The sequence below is a fragment of the Citrobacter europaeus genome (assembly GCF_037482245.1).
In the GTDB taxonomy this organism is placed as follows: Bacteria; Pseudomonadota; Gammaproteobacteria; order Enterobacterales; family Enterobacteriaceae; genus Citrobacter; species Citrobacter europaeus.
The window spans coordinates 4,050,015-4,076,635 of the sequence record NZ_CP148084.1 but is presented as its reverse complement, the minus strand read 5'-3'; the positions used below and the strand labels follow the sequence as shown (position 1 = coordinate 4,076,635).

General features: G+C 51.6%; 25 protein-coding genes, 3 tRNA genes and 3 rRNA genes. 17 read left to right on the top strand and 14 right to left on the bottom strand.

The features are described from left to right. The first annotated feature begins 21 nt into the window (after positions 1-21). Positions 22-1,314: a tRNA lysidine(34) synthetase TilS gene (tilS, locus tag WHR59_RS19165; RefSeq protein ID WP_087051037.1), complete on the top strand. Its 1,293-nt coding sequence runs from the start codon at positions 22-24 to the stop codon at positions 1,312-1,314. Between the two features lie 53 nt (positions 1,315-1,367). Here tilS and rof read toward each other — a convergent pair whose 3' ends face one another. After that, positions 1,368-1,628: a Rho-binding antiterminator gene (gene rof, locus WHR59_RS19160; RefSeq protein ID WP_003018503.1), complete on the bottom strand. Its 261-nt coding sequence runs from the start codon at positions 1,626-1,628 to the stop codon at positions 1,368-1,370. Then, positions 1,615-1,815, bottom strand: coding sequence for a YaeP family protein (locus tag WHR59_RS19155; protein ID WP_003018499.1), 201 nt, complete (start codon positions 1,813-1,815; stop codon positions 1,615-1,617). The genes rof and WHR59_RS19155 overlap by 14 nt, the downstream gene beginning before the upstream one ends. Before the next feature lie 188 nt (positions 1,816-2,003). Here WHR59_RS19155 and WHR59_RS19150 point away from each other — a divergent pair, with 188 nt between their 5' ends. Genes WHR59_RS19150 through nlpE form a run of 3 tightly spaced genes read left to right on the top strand, consistent with a single transcriptional unit; the run spans position 2,004 to position 3,700 of the window. After that, positions 2,004-2,549, top strand: a complete 546-nt coding sequence (locus WHR59_RS19150) for a YaeQ family protein (RefSeq protein WP_003018497.1) — start codon at positions 2,004-2,006, stop codon at positions 2,547-2,549. After that, complete coding sequence (gene arfB, locus WHR59_RS19145; protein ID WP_047406060.1) at positions 2,546-2,968, top strand: alternative ribosome rescue aminoacyl-tRNA hydrolase ArfB; 423 nt, start codon at positions 2,546-2,548, stop codon at positions 2,966-2,968. The genes WHR59_RS19150 and arfB overlap by 4 nt, the downstream gene beginning before the upstream one ends. 30 nt (positions 2,969-2,998) lie before the next feature. Continuing rightward, complete coding sequence (gene nlpE / locus WHR59_RS19140; protein WP_087051038.1) at positions 2,999-3,700, top strand: envelope stress response activation lipoprotein NlpE; 702 nt, start codon at positions 2,999-3,001, stop codon at positions 3,698-3,700. 66 nt (positions 3,701-3,766) lie between these two features. Here the strand turns inward: nlpE and WHR59_RS19135 are convergent, their stop codons facing one another. From WHR59_RS19135 to metN, 7 genes are all read right to left on the bottom strand, one after another. Next, positions 3,767-4,591: a YaeF family permuted papain-like enzyme gene (locus tag WHR59_RS19135; protein WP_043018501.1), complete on the bottom strand. Its 825-nt coding sequence runs from the start codon at positions 4,589-4,591 to the stop codon at positions 3,767-3,769. A 53-nt stretch (positions 4,592-4,644) separates the two neighbouring features. Continuing rightward, on the bottom strand, positions 4,645-6,363 hold the full coding sequence (proS, locus tag WHR59_RS19130) for a proline--tRNA ligase (protein ID WP_043018502.1): 1,719 nt from the start codon (positions 6,361-6,363) through the stop codon (positions 4,645-4,647). A 113-nt stretch (positions 6,364-6,476) separates the two neighbouring features. After that, on the bottom strand, positions 6,477-7,184 hold the full coding sequence (tsaA, locus tag WHR59_RS19125; RefSeq protein ID WP_043018503.1) for a tRNA (N6-threonylcarbamoyladenosine(37)-N6)-methyltransferase TrmO: 708 nt from the start codon (positions 7,182-7,184) through the stop codon (positions 6,477-6,479). Further along, on the bottom strand, positions 7,181-7,585 hold the full coding sequence (gene rcsF / locus WHR59_RS19120) for an Rcs stress response system protein RcsF (protein ID WP_043018504.1): 405 nt from the start codon (positions 7,583-7,585) through the stop codon (positions 7,181-7,183). Before rcsF ends, tsaA begins: the two co-directional genes overlap by 4 nt. 116 nt (positions 7,586-7,701) lie before the next feature. Next, entirely contained in the window at positions 7,702-8,517 is an 816-nt protein-coding gene (metQ, locus tag WHR59_RS19115) for a methionine ABC transporter substrate-binding lipoprotein MetQ (protein ID WP_006686809.1), read from the bottom strand. A 44-nt stretch (positions 8,518-8,561) separates the two neighbouring features. Next, positions 8,562-9,215 carry a methionine ABC transporter permease MetI gene (locus WHR59_RS19110; protein WP_003018471.1) on the bottom strand — a complete coding sequence of 218 codons (654 nt, stop codon included), beginning with the start codon at positions 9,213-9,215 and terminating at the stop codon, positions 8,562-8,564. Further along, the gene (gene metN / locus WHR59_RS19105; RefSeq protein ID WP_043018505.1) at positions 9,208-10,239 is read right to left on the bottom strand and encodes a methionine ABC transporter ATP-binding protein MetN; all 1,032 of its coding nucleotides are present in this window, start codon (positions 10,237-10,239) and stop codon (positions 9,208-9,210) included. The genes WHR59_RS19110 and metN overlap by 8 nt, the downstream gene beginning before the upstream one ends. Positions 10,240-10,428: 189 nt before the next feature. Between metN and gmhB the strand changes: the two genes are divergently transcribed. The 7 genes from gmhB to dkgB all read left to right on the top strand — a co-directional run bounded on the left by gmhB (position 10,429) and on the right by dkgB (position 17,495). Next, on the top strand, positions 10,429-10,995 hold the full coding sequence (gene gmhB, locus WHR59_RS19100) for a D-glycero-beta-D-manno-heptose 1,7-bisphosphate 7-phosphatase (RefSeq protein ID WP_043018506.1): 567 nt from the start codon (positions 10,429-10,431) through the stop codon (positions 10,993-10,995). A gap of 367 nt (positions 10,996-11,362) precedes the next feature. Continuing rightward, positions 11,363-12,904, top strand: a 16S ribosomal RNA gene (locus WHR59_RS19095). A gap of 85 nt (positions 12,905-12,989) precedes the next feature. Next, positions 12,990-13,065 (top strand) — tRNA-Glu (locus WHR59_RS19090). A 211-nt stretch (positions 13,066-13,276) separates the two neighbouring features. Beyond that, a 23S ribosomal RNA gene (locus WHR59_RS19085) occupies positions 13,277-16,182 on the top strand. A gap of 98 nt (positions 16,183-16,280) precedes the next feature. Then, a 5S ribosomal RNA gene (gene rrf, locus WHR59_RS19080) occupies positions 16,281-16,396 on the top strand. Together the 16S, 23S and 5S rRNA genes with 2 tRNA genes alongside form the textbook arrangement of a ribosomal RNA operon. A gap of 55 nt (positions 16,397-16,451) precedes the next feature. Then, a tRNA-Asp gene (locus WHR59_RS19075) sits at positions 16,452-16,528 on the top strand. A gap of 163 nt (positions 16,529-16,691) precedes the next feature. Next, a complete protein-coding gene (gene dkgB / locus WHR59_RS19070) occupies positions 16,692-17,495 on the top strand; it encodes a 2,5-didehydrogluconate reductase DkgB (protein WP_075145174.1) in 804 nt (267 codons plus the stop codon). Positions 17,496-17,516: 21 nt separating this feature from the next. Here dkgB and yafC read toward each other — a convergent pair whose 3' ends face one another. Beyond that, positions 17,517-18,431 (bottom strand): DNA-binding transcriptional regulator YafC, encoded by a 915-nt coding sequence (yafC, locus tag WHR59_RS19065; RefSeq protein WP_043015219.1) that lies wholly within the window; start codon positions 18,429-18,431, stop codon positions 17,517-17,519. Between the two features lie 104 nt (positions 18,432-18,535). Between yafC and WHR59_RS19060 the strand changes: the two genes are divergently transcribed. From WHR59_RS19060 to WHR59_RS19050, 3 genes are all read left to right on the top strand, one after another. Beyond that, the gene (locus WHR59_RS19060) at positions 18,536-19,711 is read left to right on the top strand and encodes an MFS transporter (RefSeq protein WP_043017844.1); all 1,176 of its coding nucleotides are present in this window, start codon (positions 18,536-18,538) and stop codon (positions 19,709-19,711) included. 131 nt (positions 19,712-19,842) lie between these two features. After that, a complete protein-coding gene (locus tag WHR59_RS19055) occupies positions 19,843-20,643 on the top strand; it encodes an endonuclease/exonuclease/phosphatase family protein (RefSeq protein ID WP_008783770.1) in 801 nt (266 codons plus the stop codon). A gap of 76 nt (positions 20,644-20,719) precedes the next feature. Then, positions 20,720-21,490 (top strand): class I SAM-dependent methyltransferase, encoded by a 771-nt coding sequence (locus WHR59_RS19050; protein ID WP_075145172.1) that lies wholly within the window; start codon positions 20,720-20,722, stop codon positions 21,488-21,490. Positions 21,491-21,539: 49 nt separating this feature from the next. On the opposite strand, the gene mltD is transcribed toward WHR59_RS19050, so the two are convergent. Continuing rightward, a complete protein-coding gene (gene mltD, locus WHR59_RS19045; RefSeq protein WP_043015221.1) occupies positions 21,540-22,898 on the bottom strand; it encodes a murein transglycosylase D in 1,359 nt (452 codons plus the stop codon). A gap of 71 nt (positions 22,899-22,969) precedes the next feature. Further along, positions 22,970-23,725, bottom strand: a complete 756-nt coding sequence (gene gloB / locus WHR59_RS19040) for a hydroxyacylglutathione hydrolase (protein ID WP_213732575.1) — start codon at positions 23,723-23,725, stop codon at positions 22,970-22,972. Between the two features lie 33 nt (positions 23,726-23,758). Between gloB and WHR59_RS19035 the strand changes: the two genes are divergently transcribed. Further along, entirely contained in the window at positions 23,759-24,481 is a 723-nt protein-coding gene (locus WHR59_RS19035; protein WP_043015223.1) for a class I SAM-dependent methyltransferase, read from the top strand. On the opposite strand, the gene rnhA is transcribed toward WHR59_RS19035, so the two are convergent. Next, positions 24,478-24,945: a ribonuclease HI gene (gene rnhA, locus WHR59_RS19030; RefSeq protein ID WP_043015224.1), complete on the bottom strand. Its 468-nt coding sequence runs from the start codon at positions 24,943-24,945 to the stop codon at positions 24,478-24,480. The two genes, WHR59_RS19035 and rnhA, sit on opposite strands and share 4 nt — an antisense overlap. Before the next feature lie 64 nt (positions 24,946-25,009). Between rnhA and dnaQ the strand changes: the two genes are divergently transcribed. Both dnaQ and WHR59_RS19020 read left to right on the top strand, forming a co-directional pair. Continuing rightward, entirely contained in the window at positions 25,010-25,738 is a 729-nt protein-coding gene (dnaQ, locus tag WHR59_RS19025) for a DNA polymerase III subunit epsilon (RefSeq protein WP_087051711.1), read from the top strand. Between the two features lie 133 nt (positions 25,739-25,871). Further along, positions 25,872-25,948, top strand: a tRNA-Asp gene (locus tag WHR59_RS19020). Positions 25,949-26,101: 153 nt separating this feature from the next. Here WHR59_RS19020 and WHR59_RS19015 read toward each other — a convergent pair. After that, entirely contained in the window at positions 26,102-26,620 is a 519-nt protein-coding gene (locus tag WHR59_RS19015) for a hypothetical protein (RefSeq protein WP_075145170.1), read from the bottom strand. Between the last annotated feature and the right edge of the window lies 1 nt (position 26,621).

The following is a 26,621-nucleotide window of genomic DNA, read 5'->3' as shown; positions in this document are numbered from 1 at the left end:
ATGCCCTTGTAAGTAACCATCATGACGACACTCACGCTGAACACTTCACTGCTGAATTCTCAATCGATTCTGGTCGCCTTTAGCGGCGGGCTGGACTCTACCGTACTGCTGCATCAACTGGTGCTGTGGCGAGCGCAAAATCCTGAGCTCGCTTTACGCGCAATCCATATTCATCACGGATTAAGCCCGCAGGCAGACAGTTGGGTGCAGCACTGTGAGTCGGTATGTGCGCAGTGGCAGGTGCCGCTGGTGGTTGAACGAGTCCATCTTGAGGATGATGGTCTGGGCATCGAAGCTCAGGCGCGACGCGCGCGCTATCAGGCATTTGCACAGACCTTACTACCGGGCGAGGTGCTGATGACCGCCCAGCATCTCGATGACCAGTGTGAAACCTTTCTGCTGGCGCTTAAGCGCGGCAGCGGTCCTGCCGGACTTTCCGCCATGGGTGAAAACTCACCGTTCGCCGGAACCCAACTGATTCGACCGTTGCTGGCGCAAACGCGAGAGGCGCTTGAAACATGGGCGCGTCAGCATGAATTATGCTGGATCGAAGATGAAAGTAATCAGGATGATGCCTACGATCGCAATTTCCTGCGTCTGCGCGTTATACCGCAACTGCAACAGCGCTGGCCGCACTTCGCGCAAGCCGTTGCCCGTAGCGCCGCGCTGTGCGCCGAGCAGGAAAGTTTACTGGATGAACTGCTGGCCAACGATTTAGCGCAATGTGTGACTGTCCAGGGCACACTGTTACTGACGCCGTTAATGACAATGAGCGGCGTACGGCGTGCCGCTCTGCTTCGTCGCTGGCTGGCGGGGTTAAATGCACCGATGCCTTCCCGTGATGGACTGGAACGTATCTGGCAGGAAGTGGCGCTGGCGCGGGAAGATGCTTCTCCCTGTTTTCGACTTGGAGAATACGAGGTCCGTCGCTATCAGTCACAGCTATGGTGGGTCAAACCGGTCGATGGGCAAAGTGAAACCGTCATCCCGTGGCCATGCTGGGAAACGCCGTTGACGCTGCCAGTTGGGTTAGGCTCTGTGCAGCTCATCTCTGCTGGTGAATTGCGTATGCCACAAGCGGATGAAGCCGTCAGCATTCGTTTTAAAGCGCCAGGCGTATTGCATATTGTCGGGCGTAACGGTGGACGTAAATTAAAGAAAATCTGGCAGGAGCAGGGGATCCCACCCTGGCGTCGAGATACCACGCCGCTGTTGTTTTATGGCGAAACGCTGATAGCGGCTGCGGGTGTTTTTGTGACGCGTGAGGGTATAGCGGAAGATGGGGCTGGTGTGAGTCTGGTTTGGCATGCCTGATGGCGCTGCGCTTATCAGGCCTGGTCATTTAGGCCTGATAAGGTACAAGAAAGTTAAGATTCGCTGACCACCACGGTACCGATTTGCGGGTGGCTGAAGCTGGCAATTTTGTCGAGACGAAGCTCCCGGGTTTCACCCGCGACATCGGCGACCAGATATTCCACGTTTTTACGCGAAACCAGGTCATTCGCTTTCGCCTGCAAAACTTCGCCATCTTTTAGCGCCAGCGTCAGTAACAAATGGTGCTGGCAGGCGAGTTCAAGATTGTCGTAATCATCGCAGTTGATGGGTTGATACGTTTCATTCATTGACATAATCGCTCACCAGTAAGTTCGCGGCAGCATACGCCGCTTTTTCCCTGACCGACTCTGGAAGGGCGCTGTCTGCCGCCACTTCATTAAGCACCTTCAATACGCAACCCAGCGCATCCGGGATATACCCTAAGTCTCCGCTGGCGATTTCCGCGTACCGCTTGCGTATTAACTCACAATATTTTTCCACATGCCCTCCTGTCAGCATTCTGACTTAACCGTGGATGCAAGTCTAAGCCTACGAAGATAAACTCTGTTTAGCAAGGTGACTATACCATACTCATTCAAGCAATATCAGCGCCTTGATAGAGGAGCAGTTAGCAGCCTTTTGCCGCAGTTTTCGCTACAATGTGCGCCTGATTCGAAAGGAGTTCTCTCATGGCGCTTAAAGCGACAATTTATAAAGCCGTTGTCAACGTAGCGGATCTCGACCGCAACCAGTTCCTTGACGCGGCCTTGACGCTGGCGCGTCACCCCTCTGAAACCCAGGAGCGCATGATGCTGCGCCTGCTGGCATGGATTAAATATGCCGATGAACGGCTGCAATTCACGCGTGGCCTGAGCGCGGAAGACGAGCCTGAAGCATGGCTGCGTAACGACCATCTGGGCATTGATCTCTGGATTGAGCTGGGTTTGCCGGATGAGCGCCGTATTAAAAAAGCCTGTACCCAGTCTGGTGAGGTTGCCCTGTTTGCTTACAACAGCCGTGCGGCCCAGATCTGGTGGCAGCAAAACCAGAACAAGTGCGCGCAGTTTAAAAATCTGACCGTGTGGTATCTGGATGATGAACAACTGGCGCAACTGAGTGATTTTGCTGGTCGTACAATGGCGCTGCAGGCGACTATCCAGGACGGCGCTATCTGGTTGTCTGACTCTCAGAACAATCTGGAAATTCATCTGACCGCGTGGCAGCCGCGTTCATGATTGTTATCTCCCGAAACGTCTCTATCCCTGACAATGAGCTGGAAATCACGGCGATTCGGGCGCAGGGCGCGGGCGGTCAGCACGTTAACAAGACCTCGACGGCTATCCATTTGCGCTTTGACATTCGGGCCTCTGGCCTGCCAGAGTATTATAAGGAACGACTGCTTGCCGCCAGCCATCATCTGATTAGCGGTGATGGCGTGATTATCATTAAGGCGCAGGAATACCGTAGCCAGGAGCTTAATCGGGAAGCGGCAATCGCCCGACTGGTCGCGGTAATAAAAGAATTAACCGCAGTGCAAAAAAGCCGACAGGCAACTCGCCCTACGCGCGCCTCGAAAGAGCGCAGGTTGTCATCGAAGGCGCAAAAGTCCACAGTGAAAGCACTGCGCGGGAGAGTTCGTCGAACACAAGACTGACGAGCAGGAATAAAAATTTATAAGGAATTCATAGTGAAAACAGCAATATTGTCCGTAGTCGCTGCATGTACGCTTTTTTCCTTGATCGGCTGTAACAACCGTACTGAAGTCGAAGTACTACAGCCGACGCGGGCGGCAGAATTAAAACCGATGCAGCAAAGCTGGCGTGGCATTTTGCCTTGCGCGGACTGCGAAGGAATTGAAACTTCTCTGTTCCTGGAAAAAGACGGCACATGGGTGATGAACGAACGCTATCAGGGCGTGCGGGATGAACCGTCCTCTTTTGCCTCTTATGGTACATGGGCGCGCACTGCCGACAAACTGGTGCTGACTGACAGCAAAGGTGAAAAGTCGTACTACCGGGCAAAAGGTGAAGCGCTGGAGATGCTCGATCGTGAAGGTAACCCGATTGAGTCACAGTTCAACTACACGCTCCAACCGGTTTCCGCCAGCTTACCGGTGACGCCAATGCCGATGCGGGGGATGTATTTCTATATGGCGGATGCCGCAATCTTTACCGACTGCACAACGGGTAAGCGTGTTTCTGTCGCGAACAATGCACAACTGGAGCGAGATTATCTGGTTGCGCGTGGCGCAACGGATAAGGCGGTGCTGCTCACGGTGGAAGGGCACTTCACGATGGAAGCAAATCCGGATACGGGCGCGCCCGTGAAAACGTTAATAGCGGATAAAGAAATTAAGTTTATCCCTGGGCAGAGTTGCGAAAATTAATCTGTCGCTTATAAAAACTGTCCGGTGATTTCCCGGACAGTTTTCCTGTTTTCGGCTGATAAGGTTTTATCGGATCAATCCAACAAAACGACTCGTTTTGATATAAATACCTAACTTCAGGTGGCCGACATACTGCAGCTTCGTTTCAGACTTAAACGCGGAAATGTCGCCTTCGCGCATATGCATCAGGTCGGAAGGGCTAATCCAACCCGACTGCGCCATCGTTAGCGGGTGCCCGGCTTTGGCAAACGCATCAGTCACGAATTCGGAGCAAAACCACGCCTTCTTTTCTCCCTCGCTGGCATTGCTCAGTTGTGCTTTCGCCAGTCCGCTGACGCACTGCTGGCGAAAATCCTCTGAGAAAGGATTTAACGAACATATTTGCCTGGTCATCATAAACGGAATAAATTCTGCGATGCCGCGATAGTTATAGCCGCTGTCCTTGATTTTATAGGCAAATATTTTGATTTCTTCGGCCTGCAGTGGAGTGAGGTCGGGGACCCTCAGGGCAAAAAGCTTATCGCTGTGCTTTTCCACCTGCTCAAGAGAAACGATTTGCACGCCCGCCCCGGTTGCTTCTGCAACTTCATTATTACCCAGGTAAACGGCAACATGGCTGACAGAAGAAGTACTGAACGCGCGGATACTGAATGAGGTAACCCCAAGGCTAGAAGAAAATAACAGATCGCCAGGCTTGAGTTCGGTATCTGTAATCTCATGCAATGCCTTAGCAGTAAAGGAGCTTTGTCGCTGGAATTTTATCGCCCATTTTTTTGCCTGGGCATCGACGGCGGTTGCAGATGAATTCTGTTGACTGACGTCAAGCGTGCAGGCTGAAAGCAGAAAAAAGAAGGGGAAGAGCAGGCGATAATACGCCGCTGGTTTAGCCATTTTATACAATCCATGTAAAAAAAGGCCCTGATAATCAGGGCCTTTTGTCGGTATTAGCCTTTAATGGCTTTGACCAGGAAGTCGACGATGTCGCCGGTTTTAATCAGCTCTTTCTCGCCGTTACGACGGTATTTGTATTCGATATCGTCGTTGTCGAGGTTACGGTCGCCCAGCACGATAGTGTGTGGAATACCGATCAGTTCCATATCGGCAAACATCACGCCCGGACGCTCTTTACGATCGTCCATCAGTACTTCAATACCCTGCGCGCGCAGCTCAGCATACAGCTTCTCAGCCAGCTCCTGCACACGGTAGGACTTGTGCATGTTCATTGGCAGAATCGCCACCTGGAACGGGGCGATAGCGTCTGGCCATACAATGCCGCGATCGTCAAAGTTTTGCTCAATAGCGGCAGCCACCACGCGAGTAACCCCGATACCGTAGCAGCCCATGGTCAGCGTTTGGTTACGACCATCTTCGCCCTGAACGGCGGCTTTCATCGCTTCAGAGTACTTGGTCCCCAGCTGGAAGATGTGGCCCACTTCGATACCGCGTTTGATCATCAGCGTACCTTTGCCATCCGGGCTTGGGTCGCCGGCGACGACGTTACGGATATCAGCAACTTCTGGCGTAGCCACGTCGCGATCCCAGTTGATACCGAAATAGTGTTTACCGTCGATGTTGGCACCGGCGGCAAAATCACTCATTACCGCAACGGTACGGTCGATTACCACAGGAATCGGCATGTTCACTGGCCCCAGCGATCCTGGACCTGCTTTTACCAGCGCACGAATTTCTTCTTCGGTGGCGAAGGTCAGCGGGCTGGCAACCTGCGGCAGTTTTTCCGCTTTGACTTCGTTCAGCTCGTGATCGCCACGAACCAGCAACGCAACCAGCGGGTAGCTGCTGCCTTCAACCGCTTTCACCAGCAGGGTTTTCACGGTTTTTTCGATAGGCAGGTTGAACTGCTCAACCAACTCGGCGATGGTTTTAGCGTTCGGCGTATCGACCAGCGTCATTTCCTGGGTTGCTGCCGCACGCGGCTCTTTCGGCGCCACGGCTTCGGCGAATTCGATGTTTGCTGCATAGTCGGAGGAGTCGGAGAAGATCACATCGTCTTCACCGCTCTGCGCCAGCACCTGGAATTCGTGAGAGGCGCTGCCGCCGATAGAACCGGTATCCGCTTGTACCGCACGGAAATCAAGACCCATACGGCTGAAGATTTTGCTGTACGCGGCGTACATCGCGTCGTAAGTTTCCTGCAGGGATTCCTGAGAGGTGTGGAAAGAGTAGGCATCTTTCATCAGGAATTCGCGGGAACGCATCACGCCGAAGCGCGGACGGACTTCGTCACGGAATTTGGTCTGGATCTGATAGAAGTTCAGCGGCAGCTGTTTGTAGGAGCTCAGCTCGTTACGGATCAGGTCGGTGATCACTTCTTCATGCGTTGGGCCGAGTACGAACGGACGATCGCCACGGTCAGCAATACGCAGCAGTTCCGGACCATATTGTTCCCAACGGCCGCTCTCTTCCCACAGTTCAGAAGGCTGAACGACCGGCATCAACACCTCGATCGCACCGGCGTTATTCATCTCTTCACGCACGATGTTTTCGACTTTTTTCAGGACGCGCACGCCGGTCGGCAGCCAGGTATATAACCCGGAGGCCAGCTTGCGGATCATCCCGGCGCGCAACATCAGCTGGTGGCTGATGACCTCGGCGTCGGCAGGTGTCTCCTTCAAAGTGGAGAGCAAATATTGGCTAGTACGCATGTTGTTACGGTTCCAGTTGAACGATCGAACAGGCTCAAAATGAGCCTGGCACAAAACAAAAGTGGTTTAGTTTACCAGCGAGAAAGGGATGTCAAAAGAGTAGGCGACGCAAATTAGCGGGCTTCCAGCGCAAAGACCTCAAATCCTGACGGCGTTACGCGCCAGCGAACGTTAAAGTCCAGCAGCCAGACGGCGTAGGTTTTGCCTTCTTCCTCGTTTTTACGGTAGGCAGGGCGTGGATCCTGCGCCAGCACTTCGGCAATAAACTGACGAAGATGCGGGTAACGTTGTTCGAGCTTTAATAGCTGCTCAGTGAGCTCTTTGCTGAACGTCACATCTACACTGGCCTGCGGCGCGTCCTGAGCATAGCTGGCGCGAGCATCAGGCAGCGATTCGGCAAACGGCAGATACGGTTTTATATCCACTACCGGCGTGCCATCAACAAGATCCAGCCCGCCAAGCTCGAGGATGACGTGCTCTTTATGGCAGCGAATGCCCCGCAGCTCAACCAATGACATGCCAACAGGGTTAGGACGAAACGTTGAACGCGTGGCGAAAACACCCATTCTGGCGTTGCCGCCAAGACGGGGAGGGCGCACGGTTGGACGCCATCCACCTTCCATCGTCTGGTGAAAAACAAAAATCACCCACAAATGGCTGAAGGCTTCCAGGCCGCGAACGGCATCGGCCTGGTTATAAGGTGCGAGCAAATGCAGTTCACCGCTGGCGCTTTTCACCAGACCTGGCTGGCGTGGCACGGCGAACTTTTCTTTATAGGGTGAGCGGATAACGCCTATTTGCTCGAACTGAAAATGGCTCATTTCGCCGAAATGTTCAGTGCAGAACCGATGCAAACCGCCTGGCGATAGCAACCCGGCGTTCCGCTGGTCACTTCGCAACTGTGCAGTAATACCGCATTCGCTTTCATTTTAGAGGCGTTAATCTGCATGCGTTTGCGTGCGGTTGGAATGCTCGGAGGGGAATCCTGGTTGGATGCCTGGCAGGATTCGCCGCTAACTTCGCCGAGATCGCGGAACGGTTTACCCACTAAATCTTCAGCGTTAGTAATGATTCTTACCGGCGTCGCGCGCGGTGCTTTTGGTTTTTCCGGCTCCGCTTTAGGCGGGGTAGCGGTGCTTTGAACGGGTTCAACAGGGGATCTGCTTAACATAGAACAGCCGCTCAGCATGAGTGCTACTAAACAGATCGGTAAAGCACGCATAATATTTCCTCAATGAATGATCTAAACGTCAGATATTGAATCAGGTGCTTGCATAAATGACAAGACGGGCAAGCGCCCGTCCTGATGATATTACAGATTCTGTAAACAGCCTAAAATTACCAGCCCTTAACAGCACCGCCGTTGAAGACTTTGTTTGCTGCTTCGTACACTTCATCAGACTGGTATGCCTGAACGAATTTCTTCACGTTCTCAGCATCTTTATTGTCTTCACGAGTCACGATCAGGTTTACGTACGGAGAATCTTTATCTTCAACAAAGATACCGTCTTTTGCCGGGGTCAGGCCGATCTGGCTGGCGTAGGTGGTGTTGATGACCGCCAGGGCGATTTGCGCATCGTCCAGAGAACGCGGCAACTGCGGCGCTTCCAGTTCAACCAGCTTCAGGTTTTTCGGGTTTTCAATCACGTCCAGCGCGGTCGGCAGCAGGCCAACACCGTCTTTCAGTTTGATTAAGCCCACTTTTTGCAGCAGCAGTAAGGAACGGCCAAGGTTAGTCGGGTCGTTTGGAATCGCGACCTGAGAACCTTCCTGCAGCTCATCCAATGATTTGATTTTTTTGGAGTAACCCGCAATCGGGTAAACAAAAGTATTACCTGCGGCAACCAGTTTGTAACCGCGATCTTTGATCTGCTGATCCAGGTACGGTTTGTGCTGGAAGGCGTTAGCATCGATATCGCCTTTGCTCAGCGCTTCGTTAGGCAGAACGTAATCGTTAAACGTGACCAGCTCAACGTCCAGACCGTATTTTTCTTTAGCCACTTTCTGCGCGACTTCTGCAACCTGCTGCTCTGCGCCAACAATAACGCCCACTTTGATGTGGTTAGGATCTTTTTCATCCTGACCGCAACCCACAAGTGCCAGAGAACCGATCAGGGCTCCAACTGCCGCAAAGGTTTTGAATTTGAACGCCATGCTTATTTCCTTTTCTTAATGAGTTTTTAGTGTTGTGTGCAACGTTATTTGTGCGTGACAGCCCGAACGATGCGATCGCCGGATAACTGAATTAAATAAACCAGAACGACGAGCAATACCAGTACTGTATTCATTACGGTAGCGTTGTAACCAATATAGCCGTACTGATAACCAATCTGTCCAAGACCACCTGCACCGACGGCACCGCCCATCGCCGAGTAACCAACCAGCGTAATGAGGGTGATGGTGGCCGCATTTACCAGTCCTGGCAGTGCTTCTGGCAGTAATACCTTACGCACAATCTGCAGCGGAGTAGCGCCCATTGCACGCGAGGCTTCAATCAGCCCGGTCGGGATTTCGAGCAGTGCGTTTTCCACCATACGGGCGATAAAAGGCGCGGCGCCAACGGTCAGCGGGACGATAGCGGCCTGCAGCCCGATAGAGGTACCCACGATCATGCGGGTGAACGGAATCATCCACACCAGCAAGATGATAAATGGGATGGAACGGAAAATGTTCACTAGCGCAGAGAGCGTACGATAGAGCTTCGCGTTCTCAATGATTTGCCCAGGGCGGGTTACGTACAGCAACACGCCAACTGGCAGGCCAATCACAAAACCAAAAAAACCGGACACAAAGGTCATTGCCAGCGTTTCCCATACGCCGCGAACCAGCAGCCACATCATCGGCTCAGACATAACCCAGTACCTCTACTTTTACATGGTGTTCCTGCAACCAGTTAATGGCCGCTTGTGTATCTTCTTGTGTGCCGTGCATTTCAGTCAGCATGATGCCGAACTTCACGCCGCCGGCATAATCCATCTGCGCACTAATAATGTTGTTATTCACATTAAAGCGACGGGCCGTCTCAGAGAGTAATGGTGCATCGACCGAATGACCGGTGAATTCCATACGCAGCATCGGCACGCTGTCGGCTTCCGGCTCCGCTTTTAAACGTTCCAGATAATCTTCCGGAATATCCAGGTGCAGCGTGGACTGGATAAATTTCTGTGCCAGCGGCGTTTTCGGGTGTGAGAACACTTCACTGACGGTGTCCTGCTCAATCAGTTCACCATTACTGATGACCGCCACGCAGTCACAAATACGTTTTACAACGTCCATCTCGTGGGTAATCAGCAGAATGGTGAGTCCCAGGCGACGGTTAATGTCTTTCAATAATTCCAGAATCGAACGGGTTGTTGCCGGATCGAGTGCGCTGGTGGCTTCATCGCACAGCAGCACCTTGGGATTACTTGCCAACGCACGGGCGATCGCCACACGTTGTTTTTGTCCACCGGAAAGGTTGGCCGGATAGCTATCGTGCTTGTCGCCAAGACCGACTAAATCAAGCAACTCTGTTACACGGCGTTTGATCTCTTCCTTTGGCGTGTTATCCAGTTCCAGCGGCAGCGCGACGTTGCCAAACACGGTACGGGACGAGAGCAGGTTAAAGTGCTGGAAAATCATGCCGATTTGACGGCGAGCTTTAGTCAGTTCTGACTCAGAAAGCGTCGTCAGCTCCTGACCGCCAACCTGAACGCTGCCTTCGGTAGGGCGTTCAAGTAAGTTAACGCAGCGGATGAGCGTACTTTTACCGGCACCCGAGGCGCCAATGACGCCATAAATCTGCCCGGCAGGAACGTGCAGGCTGACGTTATTAAGCGCCTGAATGGTGCGAGTCCCCTGCAGGAACACTTTGGTGATATTCGAAAGTTTAATCATTGGTTATTTATTATCGTAATTAAGTTAGCCGTGGCATTTTCGTCTGTCTGGTACGGTCGAAGCCGTCAACAAGATGGATGTTAAGGCATCCAGACGTCTAAATCAATCTAGCTTTGCACGATGAGCACTTTCTTGCCCGCCGAAACATGCGATACTAGAGCCACATGCCTTATTCAGGAGCTATAAAAGGTGGCAAAATCTGTACCCGCAATTTTTCTCGACCGTGACGGCACCATTAATGTGGACCATGGTTACGTACATGAGATTGACGAGTTCGAGTTTATCGACGGCGTTATTGATGCCATGCGTGAACTTAAAAGCATGGGTTACGCACTGATCGTCGTGACCAACCAGTCTGGTATCGCTCGCGGTAAATTTACTGAGGCACAGTTTGAAACGTTGACCGAATGGATGGACTGGTCGCTGGCGGATCGCGACGTTGATCTGGATGGTATCTACTATTGCCCACATCATCCGCAAGGAACTGTAGAAGAATATCGTCAGGTCTGCGACTGCCGTAAACCGCATCCTGGAATGTTGATCTCCGCCCGAGACTTCCTGCACATCGATATGGCCGCTTCTTATATGGTAGGCGACAAAATAGAAGATATGCAGGCGGCGGCGGCTGCGAATGTTGGCACCAGGGTACTGGTGCGCACGGGTAAACCTGTTACCCCGGAAGCAGAAAATGCGGCAGATTTGGTCATAAACAGTCTGGCAGACTTGCCAATGGCAATAAAAAAGCAGCAAAAGTAAGCGTAATGGATAAAAGGTGAGCGGTTGAAACAAAAATGCATTTTTCCGCTTGTCTTCCTGAGTCGACTCCCTATAATGCGCCTCCATCGACACGGCAGATGTGAATCACTTCACACAAACAGCCGGTTGATTGAAGAGAAAAATTCTGAGATTCAGGGTTGACTCTGAAAGAGGAAAGCGTAATATACGCCACCTCGCGACAGAGCGCTAAAGCGCGTCGCAACTGCTCTTTAACAATTTATCAGACAATCTGTGTGGGCACTCGAAGATACGGATTCTTAACGTCGCAAGACGAAAAATGAATACCAAGTCTCTTGAGTGAACATACGTAATTCATTACGAAGTTTAATTCACGAGCATCAAACTTAAATTGAAGAGTTTGATCATGGCTCAGATTGAACGCTGGCGGCAGGCCTAACACATGCAAGTCGAACGGTAGCACAGAGGAGCTTGCTCCTTGGGTGACGAGTGGCGGACGGGTGAGTAATGTCTGGGAAACTGCCCGATGGAGGGGGATAACTACTGGAAACGGTAGCTAATACCGCATAACGTCGCAAGACCAAAGAGGGGGACCTTCGGGCCTCTTGCCATCGGATGTGCCCAGATGGGATTAGCTAGTAGGTGGGGTAACGGCTCACCTAGGCGACGATCCCTAGCTGGTCTGAGAGGATGACCAGCCACACTGGAACTGAGACACGGTCCAGACTCCTACGGGAGGCAGCAGTGGGGAATATTGCACAATGGGCGCAAGCCTGATGCAGCCATGCCGCGTGTATGAAGAAGGCCTTCGGGTTGTAAAGTACTTTCAGCGAGGAGGAAGGCATTAAGGTTAATAACCTTAGTGATTGACGTTACTCGCAGAAGAAGCACCGGCTAACTCCGTGCCAGCAGCCGCGGTAATACGGAGGGTGCAAGCGTTAATCGGAATTACTGGGCGTAAAGCGCACGCAGGCGGTCTGTCAAGTCGGATGTGAAATCCCCGGGCTCAACCTGGGAACTGCATCCGAAACTGGCAGGCTAGAGTCTTGTAGAGGGGGGTAGAATTCCAGGTGTAGCGGTGAAATGCGTAGAGATCTGGAGGAATACCGGTGGCGAAGGCGGCCCCCTGGACAAAGACTGACGCTCAGGTGCGAAAGCGTGGGGAGCAAACAGGATTAGATACCCTGGTAGTCCACGCCGTAAACGATGTCGACTTGGAGGTTGTGCCCTTGAGGCGTGGCTTCCGGAGCTAACGCGTTAAGTCGACCGCCTGGGGAGTACGGCCGCAAGGTTAAAACTCAAATGAATTGACGGGGGCCCGCACAAGCGGTGGAGCATGTGGTTTAATTCGATGCAACGCGAAGAACCTTACCTACTCTTGACATCCAGAGAACTTAGCAGAGATGCTTTGGTGCCTTCGGGAACTCTGAGACAGGTGCTGCATGGCTGTCGTCAGCTCGTGTTGTGAAATGTTGGGTTAAGTCCCGCAACGAGCGCAACCCTTATCCTTTGTTGCCAGCGGTTAGGCCGGGAACTCAAAGGAGACTGCCAGTGATAAACTGGAGGAAGGTGGGGATGACGTCAAGTCATCATGGCCCTTACGAGTAGGGCTACACACGTGCTACAATGGCATATACAAAGAGAAGCGACCTCGCGAGAGCAAGCGGACCTCATAAAGTATGTCGTAGTCCGGATTGGAGTCTGCAACTCGACTCCATGAAGTCGGAATCGCTAGTAATCGTGGATCAGAATGCCACGGTGAATACGTTCCCGGGCCTTGTACACACCGCCCGTCACACCATGGGAGTGGGTTGCAAAAGAAGTAGGTAGCTTAACCTTCGGGAGGGCGCTTACCACTTTGTGATTCATGACTGGGGTGAAGTCGTAACAAGGTAACCGTAGGGGAACCTGCGGTTGGATCACCTCCTTACCTTAAAGAAACGTTCTTTGTAGTGCTCACACAGATTGTCTGATGAAAAGTAAATAGCAAGGCGTCTTGCGATTGAGACTTCAGTGTCCCCTTCGTCTAGAGGCCCAGGACACCGCCCTTTCACGGCGGTAACAGGGGTTCGAATCCCCTAGGGGACGCCACTTGCTGGTATGTGTGAGTGAAAGTCGCCGACCTTAATATCTCAAAACTGACTTCCGAGTCATGTTTGAGATATTTGCTCTTTAAAAATCTGGATCAAGCTGAAAATTGAAACGACACACTGTGTCTGTTCTCCGTAATAAGAACAGATAAGCGGTGTGTTCGAGTCTCTCAAATTTTCGCAATCAGAAGTGAAACATCTTCGGGTTGTGAGGTTAAGCGACTAAGCGTACACGGTGGATGCCCTGGCAGTCAGAGGCGATGAAGGACGTGCTAATCTGCGATAAGCGTCGGTAAGGTGATATGAACCGTTATAACCGGCGATTTCCGAATGGGGAAACCCAGTGTGATCCGTCACACTATCATTGCGTGAATACATAGCGTAATGAAGCGAACCGGGGGAACTGAAACATCTAAGTACCCCGAGGAAAAGAAATCAACCGAGATTCCCCCAGTAGCGGCGAGCGAACGGGGAGCAGCCCAGAGTCTGAATCAGCATGTGTGTTAGTGGAACGGTCTGGAAAGTCCGGCGATACAGGGTGATAGCCCCGTACACAAAAGTGCATATGTTGTGAACTCGAAGAGTAGGGCGGGACACGTGGTATCCTGTCTGAATATGGGGGGACCATCCTCCAAGGCTAAATACTCCTGACTGACCGATAGTGAACCAGTACCGTGAGGGAAAGGCGAAAAGAACCCCGGCGAGGGGAGTGAAAAAGAACCTGAAACCGTGTACGTACAAGCAGTGGGAGCCTCTTTATGGGGTGACTGCGTACCTTTTGTATAATGGGTCAGCGACTTATATTCTGTAGCAAGGTTAACCGAATAGGGGAGCCGAAGGGAAACCGAGTCTTAACTGGGCGTTAAGTTGCAGGGTATAGACCCGAAACCCGGTGATCTAGCCATGGGCAGGTTGAAGGTTGGGTAACACTAACTGGAGGACCGAACCGACTAATGTTGAAAAATTAGCGGATGACTTGTGGCTGGGGGTGAAAGGCCAATCAAACCGGGAGATAGCTGGTTCTCCCCGAAAGCTATTTAGGTAGCGCCTCGTGAATTCATCTTCGGGGGTAGAGCACTGTTTCGGCTAGGGGGTCATCCCGACTTACCAACCCGATGCAAACTGCGAATACCGAAGAATGTTATCACGGGAGACACACGGCGGGTGCTAACGTCCGTCGTGAAGAGGGAAACAACCCAGACCGCCAGCTAAGGTCCCAAAGTCATGGTTAAGTGGGAAACGATGTGGGAAGGCACAGACAGCCAGGATGTTGGCTTAGAAGCAGCCATCATTTAAAGAAAGCGTAATAGCTCACTGGTCGAGTCGGCCTGCGCGGAAGATGTAACGGGGCTAAACCATGCACCGAAGCTGCGGCAGCGACACTATGTGTTGTTGGGTAGGGGAGCGTTCTGTAAGCCGTTGAAGGTGTGTCGTGAGGCATGCTGGAGGTATCAGAAGTGCGAATGCTGACATAAGTAACGATAATGCGGGTGAAAAACCCGCACGCCGGAAGACCAAGGGTTCCTGTCCAACGTTAATCGGGGCAGGGTGAGTCGACCCCTAAGGCGAGGCCGAAAGGCGTAGTCGATGGGAAACAGGTTAATATTCCTGTACTTGGTGTTACTGCGAAGGGGGGACGGAGAAGGCTATGTTAGCCGGGCGACGGTTGTCCCGGTTTAAGCATGTAGGCGGAGGTTCCAGGTAAATCCGGTACCTTATTAACGCTGAGGTGTGATGACGAGGCACTACGGTGCTGAAGTAACAAATGCCCTGCTTCCAGGAAAAGCCTCTAAGCATCAGGTAACACGAAATCGTACCCCAAACCGACACAGGTGGTCAGGTAGAGAATACCAAGGCGCTTGAGAGAACTCGGGTGAAGGAACTAGGCAAAATGGTGCCGTAACTTCGGGAGAAGGCACGCTGATGGTAGGTGAAGTGACTTGCTCATGGAGCTGAAATCAGTCGAAGATACCAGCTGGCTGCAACTGTTTATTAAAAACACAGCACTGTGCAAACACGAAAGTGGACGTATACGGTGTGACGCCTGCCCGGTGCCGGAAGGTTAATTGATGGGGTTATCCGTAAGGAGAAGCTCTTGATCGAAGCCCCGGTAAACGGCGGCCGTAACTATAACGGTCCTAAGGTAGCGAAATTCCTTGTCGGGTAAGTTCCGACCTGCACGAATGGCGTAATGATGGCCAGGCTGTCTCCACCCGAGACTCAGTGAAATTGAACTCGCTGTGAAGATGCAGTGTACCCGCGGCAAGACGGAAAGACCCCGTGAACCTTTACTATAGCTTGACACTGAACACTGGTCCTTGATGTGTAGGATAGGTGGGAGGCTTTGAAGCGTGGACGCCAGTCTGCGTGGAGCCAACCTTGAAATACCACCCTTTAATGGCTGGTGTTCTAACGTAGACCCGTTACCCGGGTTGCGGACAGTGTCTGGTGGGTAGTTTGACTGGGGCGGTCTCCTCCTAAAGAGTAACGGAGGAGCACGAAGGTTAGCTAATCCTGGTCGGACATCAGGAGGTTAGTGCAAAGGCATAAGCTAGCTTGACTGCGAGAGTGACGGCTCGAGCAGGTGCGAAAGCAGGTCTTAGTGATCCGGTGGTTCTGAATGGAAGGGCCATCGCTCAACGGATAAAAGGTACTCCGGGGATAACAGGCTGATACCGCCCAAGAGTTCATATCGACGGCGGTGTTTGGCACCTCGATGTCGGCTCATCACATCCTGGGGCTGAAGTAGGTCCCAAGGGTATGGCTGTTCGCCATTTAAAGTGGTACGCGAGCTGGGTTTAGAACGTCGTGAGACAGTTCGGTCCCTATCTGCCGTGGGCGCTGGAGAATTGAGGGGGGCTGCTCCTAGTACGAGAGGACCGGAGTGGACGCATCACTGGTGTTCGGGTTGTCATGCCAATGGCATTGCCCGGTAGCTAAATGCGGAAGAGATAAGTGCTGAAAGCATCTAAGCACGAAACTTGCCCCGAGATGAGTTCTCCCTGAGACTTTAAGTCTCCTGAAGGAACGTTAAAGACTATGACGTTGATAGGTCGGGTGTGTAAGTGTAGCGATACATTGAGCTAACCGATACTAATGAACCGTGAGGCTTAACCTTACAACGCCGAAGATGTTTTGGCGGATTTGAGAAGATATTTTCAGCCTGATACAGATTACATCGACATGCCCAAGAGGTGTGTTGATAAACAGAATTTGCCTGGCGGCTGTAGCGCGGTGGTCCCACCTGACCCCATGCCGAACTCAGAAGTGAAACGCCGTAGCGCCGATGGTAGTGTGGGGTCTCCCCATGCGAGAGTAGGGAACTGCCAGGCATCAAATTGCAGTAAACCGGGATGAAGAATCCGGGTAGTGACAAAGAAATTCGGTGGAGCGGTAGTTCAGTTGGTTAGAATACCTGCCTGTCACGCAGGGGGTCGCGGGTTCGAGTCCCGTCCGTTCCGCCACTTATTAAGAGCCCTGAGCATTAGCTCAGGGCTTTTTCTTTGCCTGCATTTAATTATTGCTGAATCCGCAAAAATCCTCTGCATTCATCACTCTTTTTCTATAAAGAACTGAGGGTCATAATCCTCTTAGTTAACGAACATAGTGATTAAAAAGAGGAATTCTATGACTATCCCTGCATTCGGTTTAGGTACTTTCCGCCTGAAAGACGACGTAGTTATCGCTTCCGTTAAAACGGCGCTAGAGCTGGGCTACCGTGCTGTCGACACTGCGCAAATCTATGATAATGAAGCGGCTGTTGGTCAGGCGATTGCTGAAAGCGGCGTACCGCGTAACGAGCTGTATATCACCACCAAGATCTGGATTGAAAATCTTAGCCAAGACAAATTGATCCCAAGCCTGAAAGAAAGCCTGAAGAAACTGCGTACAGATTATGTCGATCTGACGCTGATCCACTGGCCATCTCCGGGCGATGCGGTATCTGTTGAGGAGTTCATGCAGGCGCTGCTTGAAGCCAAACACCAGGGGTTGACTCGTGAAATTGGTATCTCAAACTTCACCATTCCGTTGATGGAAAAAGCCATTGCCGCAGTAGGCGCAGACAATATCGCGACCAACCAGATTGAGCTGTCTCCGTATCTGCAGAGCCGTAATGTGGTCGACTGGGCGAAGGCGCACGGTATCCACATCACCTCTTACATGACGCTGGCTTACGGTAAGGCACTGAAAGATGAAGTGATTGCGCGCATTGCCGCTAAGCATAACGCAACCCCGGCGCAGGTTATTCTGGCATGGGCAATGGATGAAGGTTACTCCGTTATCCCTTCATCTACCAGGCGTGAAAATCTGGCAAGCAACCTGCTGGCGCAGGACCTGCATCTGGATGCCGAAGATAAAAAAGCGATCGCGGTACTGGATTGCAACGATCGCCTGGTTAGCCCGGAAGGCCTCGCTCCTGCCTGGGATTAATTGCCCAATCCTTTGTACTCTTTAACCCTCTTTCACAGCTCCTTCGGGAGCTGTTCTTATATATTCACTTAAAAAATCTATAAATGCCCTAATACGTGTACTGACCGCACGATCGCTGTAGTAAACGGCGCTGAAAGGCATTTCTACTGGCAGACGCTTATCCGCCAGCAGTTCCACCAGTTCTCCCTGCGCGATCTCTTTATCAATCATATAATCTGAAAGACATGCGATACCGTTACCACTCAGACAAAGCTGTTTTAACGTTTCCCCACTGTTGGAAGAAATCCCACACTCGACCTCATGGAGCTGTCCGTCACTACAGGCAATCGGCCAGGTATTGAGTGAAACGGGTTCAGAAAATCCCAGACACAGATGCTGTTTTAACTGTTCGACGGTCTCTGGCTTGCCAAAACGGGCAATATAGTCCGGTGAAGCGATAATCTTACGATAGCTGGTAAATAACGGACGTGCACGCAGACTCGAGTCAGTCAGCGTACCTGCTCGTATCGCGACATCCACTTTTCGTTCAATAAGATTGATGAACGTTTCTGAGGAGACAAGAGACAATGTCATCTCGGGATACCGCTCACGGAACGGTTTGATCAACGGCATCAGGAAATGCAGCATTACCGGCGTTGCCGCATCAATACGCAGCAGACCGCGCGGGGTATTGCGTGACTCCATGATTTCTGTTTCTGCTGCTGCCATCTCTTGCAGTATCTGCTGCACACGCCTGAAGTAACGCTCTCCTTCTTCAGTGAGGCTCAGTTGTCGGGTCGTGCGATTAAGCAGACTTACGCCCAGCTTCATCTCCAGCTTTTTTACCGCCCGACTGACCGCGGAATTAGCCTGACCGAGCTGTTCTGCCGCCCGACTGAAGCTGCCGCTTTCCACAACGGCCACAAAAATCGCAAGTTCTTCTGAGGTTGCCTTCATTTTTGCACCTGACGCAAAATTATATTGAGATTTTGAATATTTTTGTTATTAAAGCATCCCGGCATACTGCGTGTCATCTGATTACTGATGTTACGGAGTTATTTATGCCTCTCGCTTTATTTGCACTAACAATAAGTGCCTTCGCTATAGGCACGACTGAGTTTGTGATTGTTGGCCTGGTGCCGACCATCGCTCAACAACTGGCGATCTCGTTACCTTCCGCCGGGATGCTGGTTTCAATCTATGCGCTGGGTGTGGCGATTGGTGCACCGGTACTGACCGCTCTGACTGGCAGCCTGCCACGCAAACAGTTGCTGGTTGCGCTGATGGTTCTGTTTACGGCGGGGAATTTGCTGGCATGGCAGGCACCCGGGTATATGACACTCATTGTCGCTCGTCTGCTGACTGGGCTGGCACACGGCGTATTCTTCTCGATTGGCTCTACTATCGCGACAAGTCTGGTGCCAAAAGAGAAAGCGGCTTCCGCCATCGCCATTATGTTCGGCGGCTTAACGGTGGCGCTGGTAACCGGTGTACCGCTGGGTACGTTTATCGGTCAGCACTTTGGCTGGCGTGAGACCTTCCTGGCAGTATCAATGTTAGGTGTGATTGCGCTGATTAGTAGCCAGCTACTGATCCCGGCTAACATTCCCGGTCGGGCTGCCGCCAGCATTCGCGACCAGGTGAAGGTGCTGACTCATCCTCGTCTGTTGCTGATTTACGCCGTTACGGCGCTGGGCTACGGCGGCGTGTTTACTGCATTTACCTTTCTGGCACCGATGATGCAGGATCTGGCGGGATTCTCCCCGGCAGCAGTAAGCTGGATCTTACTGGGTTACGGTGTATCAGTCGCTATCGGCAATATCTGGGGCGGTAAGTTGGCGGATAAGCATGGTGCGGTTCCGGCGTTGAAATTCATTTTCGCCGCGCTGTTTGTTCTATTGATGGTCTTTCAGGTGACAGCCTCCACGCAGTACGCCGCGCTGGCTACCATTCTGGTTATGGGGATCTTTGCCTTTGGTAACGTACCGGGGCTACAGGTCTACGTGGTACAGAAAGCGGAACAATTTACGCCTAATGCTGTTGATGTGGCGTCAGGGCTGAACATTGCGGCGTTTAACATCGGTATTGCACTGGGTTCAGTGATTGGCGGACAAACGGTCGAGCATTATGGTTTGGCGCAGACACCGTGGATTGGTGCACTCATTGTTCTGGTGGCTTTCCTGCTGATGGGGCTCAGTGGTCGTCTTGATAAGCCCACGCGCGTTGCTCTGGGGTAAATCACTGATGTAAGCGCCCACTTACAAAACAAACTGCAATTGTTCGTTGAAAGTGAGTGCTAAAATCCCTATAACAGAAGAACCAGTCCGGCTGCGGACTGGTTGACGTTACAGAGGTTTGAAAGTCTAAAGTGCGAAAAAACACCTATGCCATGCGTTATGTTGCCGGACAACCCGCCGAGCGGATTTTACCGCCGGGGTCGTTTGCGCATATTGGCCAGGCATTACCTGCAGGCGTACCGTTAAGCAGTGAAGATCGCATTCGCGTGCTGGTATGGAATATTTTTAAACAGCAGCGCGCAGAATGGCAGTCGGTGCTGAAGAATTTTGGCAAAGACGCGCATCTGGTGTTATTGCAGGAAGCACAAACCACGCCTGAACTGGTGCAGTTTGCGACCGCTAACTATCTTGCTGCCGACCAGGTTCCCGCCTTTGTGTTGCCTCAGCATCCCTCTGGCGTCATGACGCTCTCTGCTGCCCATCCTGTTTACTGTTGTCCATTGCGCGAGCGTGAGCCTATTTTACGGCTGGCGAAATCGGCTCTGGTAACGGTGTATCCGCTGCCTGACTCTCGGTTATTAATGGTGGTGAATATCCACGCGGTTAACTTTAGCCTTGGCGTTGATGTTTATAGTAAGCAGTTACTTCCCATTGGCGATCAGATTGCTCATCACAGCGGTCCGGTGATCATGGCCGGTGATTTTAATGCCTGGAGCCGCCGACGGATGAATGCGCTGTACCGCTTTGCGCGTGAAATGTCGCTGCGCCAGGTGCGCTTTACCGACGATCAGCGCCGCCGCGCGTTTGGTCGTCCTCTCGACTTTGTGTTCTATCGCGGTCTGAACGTGAGTGAAGCCTCTGTGCTGGTCACCCGCGCCTCTGACCACAACCCGCTACTCGTTGAATTCAGTCCCGGCAAACCTGAACAATAACGGTGTGTCAGGTCTGCCGTAGGGCAGGCCTGTGATGGTTGCCCTTCCTATTTCACAACAACCGAAGGACAACACAATGACAACACGCTCTCACCATGACAATGTCGAAAAACAGTTTGGCTCTCAGGCGAATGCCTACTTAACCAGTGCGGTGCACGCCTCTGGCCGTGACTTGCAACGTCTGGGGGAAAGGTTGTCGGCATTTCCGCGAGCCCACGTTTTGGATATGGGATGCGGAGCGGGGCATGCCAGCTTTGTGGCCGCGCAACACGTAAAGCAGGTAGTGGCGTATGATTTATCCTCGCAAATGCTTGAGGTGGTCGCTGAGGCGGCAAAAGGCAGAGGTCTGGATAATATCGCCACGCGGCAGGGATATGCCGAAAGTCTGCCATTTGAAGATAACGAATTTGACGTGGTGATTAGCCGTTATTCTGCGCATCACTGGCATGATGTCGGTCGCGCCCTGCGGGAAGTGAACCGCATTCTGAAGCCCGGCGGTGTGCTGATTGTGATGGATGTGATGTCGCCGGGCCATCCTGTGCGTGATATCTGGTTGCAAACTGTAGAAGCGTTACGCGATACCTCACACGTACGCAACTATTCCAGCGGAGAGTGGCTGTCGTTAATCAACGACGCTAACCTGATTGCCGATACTGTGTTAACCGATCGTCTGGCGCTGGAGTACAGTTCGTGGGTGGCGCGGATGCGCACGCCTGCAGCGTTGAGCGACGCGATTCGCGTATATCAACAAAGTGCTTCTGCACAAGTGAAAGCCTACTTTGCGTTACAGGAGGATGGCTCATTTACCAGCGACACGATAATGGTTGAGGCACATAAAGCGGGATAAATAAAAAAGGCACTGGGGGGAAACCAGTGCCTTCATTTCTACAATGCTATCAGGAGTCTGGCATGTCGTTGTTTTTCACAAACAACGTTAGCTGATCGCCAGGCTGTAGATTATTCGTATCACTATTCCAGCGCATCACATCCTTGATGTTAACCCCGTGGCGTTTGGCAATGCTCGACAGCGAGTCGCCTTTACGCACACGATAGGTGATGCTATCGCTGTTGTTCGCCAGACGCTGTGCGCTGGTACCTGCGCCCACGGTCAGATTCTGGCCCACTTTCAGCGACGACCCGCGCAGATTATTCCACTGCTTAAGGTCATTGGTGCTCACGCCAAGACGTGAAGCGACGCCAGAAAGCGTATCGCCAGAGCGAACTTTGTAGCTACGGCTGTTCAGCGGCGTGTTATCCGCAACCAGCGTTGACTGCACGGCTGCAATTTCGCCTGAAGCCAGAGACTCACGCAGCTTCTCTGCATGTTTCTTTGGCACCATCACATATTGCGGGCCGCTGGCACCCAACGTGGAGCCTTTCACGCCGGCATTGAAGGTCTTCAGCTTGCTGACGGAAATCCCCGCCATATCCGCAACCTGAGCCATTTCAACCGGGCTACTCAGGCGAACACGCGCCAACGCGCGGCTTTCGTCTGTTGTTGGCAGACGCACGCCATAGCGTTTGCTGTTTTTGAGTATATCGCTCAATGCCAGCATTTTGGGCACGTATAGCTTCGTTTCCTGAGGCAATGGCAACGACCAGAAGTCAGTGGGTTTTCCACGGGCCTTGTTCGTTTTAATTGCCTTCATGACACGACCTTCACCGCTATTATAAGCAGCAACGGTCAGCAGCCAGTCGCCATCAAACATCTTGTTCAGACGCTGCATCATGTCCAGTGCGGCGGTGGTGGAAGCCACAACGTCGCGACGTGCATCATAATTGCGGGTCTGTTTTAAACCATAATTGCGCCCCGTGCTCGGAATGATCTGCCAAATACCTGCGGCATTGGCGCCAGACGTTGCGTGAGGATCAAAAGCGCTCTCCACTATGGGTAGTAGTACCAGTTCCATTGGCATGTTACGTTTCTTAACCTGCCCGGCTATCCAGTACATATACGGCTCTGCCCGTAAAGTTACATCGTGGAGATAGCTCTTATTGCGTAAATACTTCTGTTTCTGTTCGCGAATCCGGTTGTTTTCCGGAATTCCCATCTTTAGCTCGTCACCAATGAAAGCCCACAAATCTTGATCAGCAGCGATAGATGTTCCGTCGTCCATCCATCGCGCCTGACTTGTAAACTTTCCTGCTTCCCCTTGACCAGCTGCAGAAAGGCTCTGTGCGTGTTGTTGGACGTTACCAGTATTCTGGCACCCAACAAGCAGGACAGAGGCGAGTAATATCGCTTTTGCCTTCATGTGTGTGTCAATAGTTGCTTAAAAGACGACCGATCATAACGGCGAAGTTTTCAAAAGGCAACCCGGAATTGTCAGAACGTATCTTTCTTTGACCTTAACCAGGCAAAACGCTCTTCAGGTTGTTGCAATATTGTTTCTTTGTTGATTTCATCAATTAAATCAACATCTTCTGTTCTCAAAAAAAGATTAATTCGTCGCTCATTTTTCAGATTTACGGGTAGTGTCATTTGTTTTTTTACGCGTAACTCATTAACTTTACGATAATATTCATTTATGAACGAATCGTGCGGCAGAATGCTTAAAGCAAACTTCATATTTGCTAATGTGTATTCATGTGCGCAACAAATCAATGTGTCGTCAGGAAGTGAGTTTAGTTTTTTAAGTGATTGATACATTTGGGATGGGGTGCCTTCAAAAAGCCGACCGCAGCCTCCGGAAAAGAGCGTGTCGCCACAAAACAGATAAGGCTGACTAAAGTAACAGATATGTCCTAAAGTGTGACCTGGAGTGGCAATTACCGTAAATTCATGCCCCAAAACGAGTGCAATATCGCCATCTTCGACTATATGCGTCGTTCCCTTATCTTGCGTTTCAGCTGGTCCGTATACCACTATGTGTGGGAAATGTTGCAGTAGCTCTTTTACGCCGCCCACGTGATCCTGATGATGGTGGGTCAGCAGAATGGCTTCGGGAACCCAGTTATGTTCTGCAATGGCTTTCAGCACGGGAGCTGCTTCACCCGGGTCCACAATCAGACAATGTTTGTCATTATTCGACAGGACCCAGATGTAATTGTCCTGAAATGCAGGAATACTGTTAAGATTCATAGATTACCTCTCAATGCGTAACGGAAGGTTGTGATGAAACCGGCAAGGATCCCTCAAACTGTCGTAGCGCCCGTTAGCTGGGGTGATTTACCCTGGGGCGAACACTATCGTCAGGCGCTGGAGCATCAGCTTAACCCGTGGTTTGCAAAAATGTACGGATTTCATCTGCTTAAGATTGGTAATTTAAGCGCAGAAATCGATTCTGAAGCGTGCGCGGTTTCTCATCAGGTAAATGTTTCTTTGCAAGGCTCTCCCATACAGGTAACGGCCGATCCTTTACATCTTCCCTTTGCCGATAAGTCCGTAGATGTCTGTTTGTTAGCGCATACGCTACCGTGGTGTTCCGATCCGCATCGCCTACTGCGTGAAGCCGATCGCGTGCTGATTGATGACGGTTGGTTGATTTTGAGCGGCTTTAACCCGTTAAGCCTGATGGGACTGCGTAAGCTGGTACCCATATTGCGCAAGACATCACCCTATAACAGCCGGATGTTTACCCTCATGCGCCAGTTGGACTGGCTCTCATTGCTGAACTTTGAAGTGCTGCATTACAGCCGTTTTCATGTCCTGCCCTGGAACAAGAAGGGTGGGAAAATGTTAAGCGCCCATATTCCTGCACTGGGCTGTTTGCAACTGGTGGTTGCGCGTAAGCGAACCATTCCGCTTACGCTCAATCCGATGAAACAAAATAAAAGCAAAGCGCCTATCCGCCAGGCCGTTGGCGCTACCCGGCAATACCGTAAACCGGACGCTTAAGCCTCAGCCTGATATCCAATATCATCCTGAGAGGGACGCATGGCTGCGGCGCGCGCAAGCTCATCGCAGCGTTCGTTTTCCGGATGGCCCGCATGGCCTTTAACCCATTCCCATTTGATTTGATGCGGCCCCAATGCGGCATCAAGACGTTTCCACAGATCGACGTTTTTCACCGGTTTTTTATCTGCTGTTTTCCAGCCGCGCTTCTTCCAGTTGTGGATCCACTGCGTTATGCCCTGGCGCACATACTGGCTGTCCGTGCTGAGTATCACTTCACACTGTTCTTTCAGCGCTTCCAGCGCAACGATTGCCGCCATCAGCTCCATGCGATTATTGGTGGTGAGGTTGTAGCCTTCGCTAAAGGTTTTTTCGCGCCCGCGATAGCGTAAAATCGCCCCATAACCACCTGGCCCTGGATTTCCCAGGCAAGAACCATCGGTGAAAATTTCTACCTGTTTAAGCATCTCTGGTAGACTTCCTGTTTTAGCAAATCGAAATCAAACGATAAGTCTGACATAAATGACCGTTATGAGCACTGGAATTACACGACAGATCGTCCTCGATACCGAAACCACCGGTATGAACCAGATTGGCGCCCACTACGAAGGCCACAAGATCATTGAGATCGGTGCGGTTGAAGTGGTCAACCGCCGCCTGACCGGAAATAACTTCCACGTTTATCTGAAGCCGGATCGGCTGGTGGATCCGGAAGCGTTTGGCGTACACGGAATCGCAGACGAATTCCTGCTTGATAAACCTACGTTTGCCGATGTAGCCGATGAGTTTCTCGACTACATTCGCGGCGCGGAACTGGTCATCCATAACGCATCGTTCGATATCGGCTTTATGGATTACGAATTCGCTAAGCTCAGGCGGGATATTCCGAAGACGAACGAATTCTGCAAAATAACCGATAGCCTGGCGCTGGCGAGGAAAATGTTTCCTGGCAAGCGAAACAGCCTTGATGCGTTGTGCTCGCGCTATGAGATAGACAACAGTAAACGAACCCTGCACGGCGCATTGCTCGATGCCCAGATTCTGGCCGACGTTTATCTGATGATGACCGGTGGGCAGACCACGATGGCGTTTTCAATGGAAGGTGATAGCCAGCAGCAGAATGACACGGGGATCCAGCGCATTGTCAGACCGTCCAGCAAACTACGCGTTGTTTTTGCCACTGATGAAGAGTTAGCGGCTCATGAGTCACGTCTTGACCTGGTGCAGAAGAAAGGCGGAAGTTGCCTCTGGCGGGCATAGTTTGTACGTTTACCGTAGGAAAATGGCCATTTGGGCGATTTTTGCAGCAAACGATTAAAAACGTGAGAAAAAGCGTTGACGAGGTGCGAGGCAATCCGTAATATTCGCTTCGTTCCCAAGCGGAACACAACGCGGAGTGGTAGTTCAGTTGGTTAGAATACCTGCCTGTCACGCAGGGGGTCGCGGGTTCGAGTCCCGTCCATTCCGCCACTATTCAGAAAGCCTGAATCAGAAATGATTCAGGCTTTCGTCGTTTCAGCCCGCAAAAAAATTCCATTATCATGCCTTATATCGACCGCGCCTGTGCTTTCGGGCGGGCAACACATCAGGTCATCCTTAACCCGACGCATATCCAGAAGGCGATCAACCCGCGAAGTGATTCATCACGCAGGCGAAGCGGGGTGAAAAGTTATCGCCGATAAGAACCGTTTCCTCATTCAGGTGTTTTAGCATATACAGCTTGTCAGCACGTTCGTAAGCGTCGAAGAAAAGATAATCGATGGCATCCGTTGCTTCATCATCCGGGGATTTTTCGCGTCCGTCGGGGGTGAGCATAAAAACGCCGGCGGTATAGCCGAGCGGACGGGCATAGCGAAAGAATAGTTTACGGTTAACAGCAAACTCGCCGTCATCACTTTTGAGTTTCCCTTGTACTGACAATGAGAGGTGCCCGGAGTTGTAGCTGGTAATCAGCATTATTCCGTGGAGTTCCTTTTTGGTATTTTGGATGTCGAGTATCGACGTGAATTCCGAAGAACAGGAAAAACTGATTTCTTGTTTTTTCGCATTCCCGATAATAATAAAAAAAGCGATAGCCGCCAGCCCAAGAATGGCAATTACGACTGACCATAGTAAAGGAGAGTGATCGCTTTCCTGCTTCATA

What these genes read in the sequence shown, in the direction of transcription:
- tilS (WP_087051037.1), top strand. Translation starts at nt 22, where the DNA reads ATGACGACACTCACGCTGAACACTTCACTGCTGAATTCTCAATCGATT.
- rof (WP_003018503.1), bottom strand. Translation starts at nt 1,628, where the DNA reads ATGTCAATGAATGAAACGTATCAACCCATCAACTGCGATGATTACGAC.
- WHR59_RS19150 (WP_003018497.1), top strand. Translation starts at nt 2,004, where the DNA reads ATGGCGCTTAAAGCGACAATTTATAAAGCCGTTGTCAACGTAGCGGAT.
- arfB (WP_047406060.1), top strand. Translation starts at nt 2,546, where the DNA reads ATGATTGTTATCTCCCGAAACGTCTCTATCCCTGACAATGAGCTGGAA.
- WHR59_RS19135 (WP_043018501.1), bottom strand. Translation starts at nt 4,591, where the DNA reads ATGGCTAAACCAGCGGCGTATTATCGCCTGCTCTTCCCCTTCTTTTTT.
- proS (WP_043018502.1), bottom strand. Translation starts at nt 6,363, where the DNA reads ATGCGTACTAGCCAATATTTGCTCTCCACTTTGAAGGAGACACCTGCC.
- tsaA (WP_043018503.1), bottom strand. Translation starts at nt 7,184, where the DNA reads ATGAGCCATTTTCAGTTCGAGCAAATAGGCGTTATCCGCTCACCCTAT.
- rcsF (WP_043018504.1), bottom strand. Translation starts at nt 7,585, where the DNA reads ATGCGTGCTTTACCGATCTGTTTAGTAGCACTCATGCTGAGCGGCTGT.
- metQ (WP_006686809.1), bottom strand. Translation starts at nt 8,517, where the DNA reads ATGGCGTTCAAATTCAAAACCTTTGCGGCAGTTGGAGCCCTGATCGGT.
- WHR59_RS19110 (WP_003018471.1), bottom strand. Translation starts at nt 9,215, where the DNA reads ATGTCTGAGCCGATGATGTGGCTGCTGGTTCGCGGCGTATGGGAAACG.
- metN (WP_043018505.1), bottom strand. Translation starts at nt 10,239, where the DNA reads ATGATTAAACTTTCGAATATCACCAAAGTGTTCCTGCAGGGGACTCGC.
- dkgB (WP_075145174.1), top strand. Translation starts at nt 16,692, where the DNA reads ATGACTATCCCTGCATTCGGTTTAGGTACTTTCCGCCTGAAAGACGAC.
- yafC (WP_043015219.1), bottom strand. Translation starts at nt 18,431, where the DNA reads ATGAAGGCAACCTCAGAAGAACTTGCGATTTTTGTGGCCGTTGTGGAA.
- WHR59_RS19060 (WP_043017844.1), top strand. Translation starts at nt 18,536, where the DNA reads ATGCCTCTCGCTTTATTTGCACTAACAATAAGTGCCTTCGCTATAGGC.
- WHR59_RS19050 (WP_075145172.1), top strand. Translation starts at nt 20,720, where the DNA reads ATGACAACACGCTCTCACCATGACAATGTCGAAAAACAGTTTGGCTCT.
- mltD (WP_043015221.1), bottom strand. Translation starts at nt 22,898, where the DNA reads ATGAAGGCAAAAGCGATATTACTCGCCTCTGTCCTGCTTGTTGGGTGC.
- gloB (WP_213732575.1), bottom strand. Translation starts at nt 23,725, where the DNA reads ATGAATCTTAACAGTATTCCTGCATTTCAGGACAATTACATCTGGGTC.
- WHR59_RS19035 (WP_043015223.1), top strand. Translation starts at nt 23,759, where the DNA reads ATGAAACCGGCAAGGATCCCTCAAACTGTCGTAGCGCCCGTTAGCTGG.
- rnhA (WP_043015224.1), bottom strand. Translation starts at nt 24,945, where the DNA reads ATGCTTAAACAGGTAGAAATTTTCACCGATGGTTCTTGCCTGGGAAAT.
- dnaQ (WP_087051711.1), top strand. Translation starts at nt 25,010, where the DNA reads ATGAGCACTGGAATTACACGACAGATCGTCCTCGATACCGAAACCACC.
- WHR59_RS19015 (WP_075145170.1), bottom strand. Translation starts at nt 26,620, where the DNA reads ATGAAGCAGGAAAGCGATCACTCTCCTTTACTATGGTCAGTCGTAATT.